The 2,164-nt window shown below is 73.3% G+C and carries 3 protein-coding genes; 2 read left to right on the top strand and 1 reads right to left on the bottom strand.

Translation table 11 applies throughout. The features are described 5' to 3' along the window. A partial coding sequence (locus B7767_RS37075; protein ID WP_085575841.1) for an FUSC family protein occupies positions 1 to 1,277 on the bottom strand: 1,277 nt, incomplete at its 3' end. Positions 1,278 to 1,483: 206 nt separating this feature from the next. Between B7767_RS37075 and B7767_RS37070 the strand changes: the two genes are divergently transcribed. Both B7767_RS37070 and B7767_RS37065 read left to right on the top strand, forming a co-directional pair. Next, a complete protein-coding gene (locus B7767_RS37070) occupies positions 1,484 to 1,960 on the top strand; it encodes an Lrp/AsnC family transcriptional regulator (RefSeq protein ID WP_073934751.1) in 477 nt (158 codons plus the stop codon). A 20-nt stretch (positions 1,961 to 1,980) separates the two neighbouring features. Beyond that, on the top strand, positions 1,981 to 2,164 hold a 184-nt coding region (locus B7767_RS37065; protein ID WP_179167452.1), incomplete at its 3' end, for an HAD hydrolase-like protein.

Genomic DNA, 2,164 nt, shown 5'->3' with positions numbered 1-2,164 from the left:
GGGTCGGCGGCGACGGCGACGAGGCCGCGGATCTCCCGGGCGCAGTCGTCGAGCAGGGCGAGCACCCGCCGGGCGCGCCGCTTGCGGCCGAGCATGGGGTTCAGCGGATGCACCAGCGGGGCGACCGAGAGCCGCACCCGGGCGAGCAGCTGCTCCAGCTCCGCCACCACCGGCGCCGGGTCGGCGTCCGCGGCCCCGGCCAGCCGTGCGGCCGCCTGAGCGGTGCACGCGTGGACGCAGCGCAGGGCCCGCTGGATCCAGGTGTCGGTGATGCTGTGCGTGGTCACGGGCAGGACGAACGCCACCGCGAGCACGGCGCCGAGCGCGCCGACGGCGGTCTCCACGAGCCGGAGTGCCAGCAGATCGGGGGTGAGCACGCCCAGCAGGCCGTAGAGCATGGCGGCGAGCACCGTCACCCAGAGCATCATCCAGGTGTAGGACACGGCGGCCGTGTAGAAGATGCCGAAGACGGCGACGGCGACGACCAGCGCGGTCAGCGGCCCGTCCCCGTGCGCGGGGACGGCGACGAAGAGCGCGAGCCCGATGCCGATGACGGTGCCGAGCACCCGCCGGAAGCCGCGTACCAGGGTCTCGCCGCGCGAGGTGGTGTTGACGAAGACCCACCAGGTGGCGCCGACGGCCCAGTACCAGCGCTGTCCGGACACCAGCTGGCCGACGACCAGGGCGAAGCCCGCGCCGGCGGTCGCCTGGACCGCCTGGCGGGTGGTCACGCGGGCCAGTCCGGTGCCGGCGGGCGGCGCCGGTACGACGGCCGGGGGCAGCCGGCGCTCGTAGCACCACAGCCCGAAGCGCACCGTGGCCGCGGCGAGCACGGACAGCAGGACGGAGGCGTACAGCTCGGGGAGCTGGGCGGTCCTCGCGTGCAGGAACTGCGCCACGAAGTAGGTCATGAAGGCGAAGACGCCGAGGCTGTGGCCGCGCGGGCCCCAGCGCCGCGCGTACACCCCGAGTCCGACCACGGCGAGGAAGGTGAGGTCGCGGGCGACCGGGTGGTCGTGCAGCACGGCCGCGGCGGCGAGCACCGGCAGGCCGACGGCGGGCAGCAGCACCGTGGTGACGGCCTGCCCGCGGACGGTGGCGTCGGTGACGGTGAACAGGGCGAGCAGGGCGGCGAGCCCGCCGGTGACGGCACCGGTGAGCGAGTGCCCGGCCAGGCCGCAGACGACGACGGCCAGCCCGATGCCGAGCACGGCCCGCGCCGCGAAGCGCAGCCGGATCCGGCCCGGGTCCGGAGCCATGAACACCTTTTTCAGCACGTACCGCCCCCTGGGAACTCGTTGGTGTGCGCCGTGGCACGAAAAAGGCGCCGCGGGGTCCGCAGCGCCATCGACCCCTCCATATCAGCATCTCTTCCACCAGTGGCTCAACCGACTCCTGTGGGAGTGGGCCATTGGTACAGTGTCGGCGGCATTCCTACGGCCGCCGAAGTGCCAATGGCCGATACGGGGACACTTCGGATCTCATGGCCGTGGACGAGCTCGACACCCGCATCCTGCGGCTGCTGCTGGAGCAGCCGCGCACCAGCGTGCGGGAGTACGCCCGCATCCTCGGGGTCGCCCGCGGCACCCTCCAGGCCCGCCTGGACCGCATGGAGCGCGAGGGTGTGATCACCGGTACCGGCCCCGCCCTCTCCCCCGCCGCGCTGGGCCATCCCGTCCTCGCGTTCGTGCACATCGAGGTCACCCAGGGGCACCTGGACGAGGTGGGCGACGCGCTGGCCGCCGTACCGGAGATCGTCGAGGCGTTCTCCACCACGGGCGGCGGCGATCTGCTGGCCCGGGTGGTGGCGCGCGACAACGCGCACCTGGAGGACGTGGTCCAGAAGCTGATCAGCCTGCCCGGCGTGGTCCGCACCCGCACCGAGGTGGCGCTGCGCGAGCGCGTCCCGCACCGGCTGCTGCCGCTGGTGGAGTCGATCGGCCGTACGGCACGGAAGTGAGCCCTGTCATCCTGGACCCCATGAGCACGCCCGACGGCCTCTCGGTCATCTTCGATCTCGACGGAACGCTCGTGGACAGCGAGCCGAACTACTACGAGGCGGGCCGGCTGACCCTCGCCGAGTACGGGGTGCCGGACTTCTCCTGGGCCGAGCACGAGCGCTACGTGGGGATCAGCACCCGGGAGACGCTCGCCGACTGGCGGG

The sequence above is a fragment of the Streptomyces sp. 13-12-16 genome (assembly GCF_002114215.1).
Taxonomy (GTDB): domain Bacteria; phylum Actinomycetota; class Actinomycetes; order Streptomycetales; family Streptomycetaceae; genus Streptomyces.
The sequence above is the reverse complement of the archived record's forward strand: the minus strand, read 5'-3'. Positions and strand labels throughout refer to the sequence as shown.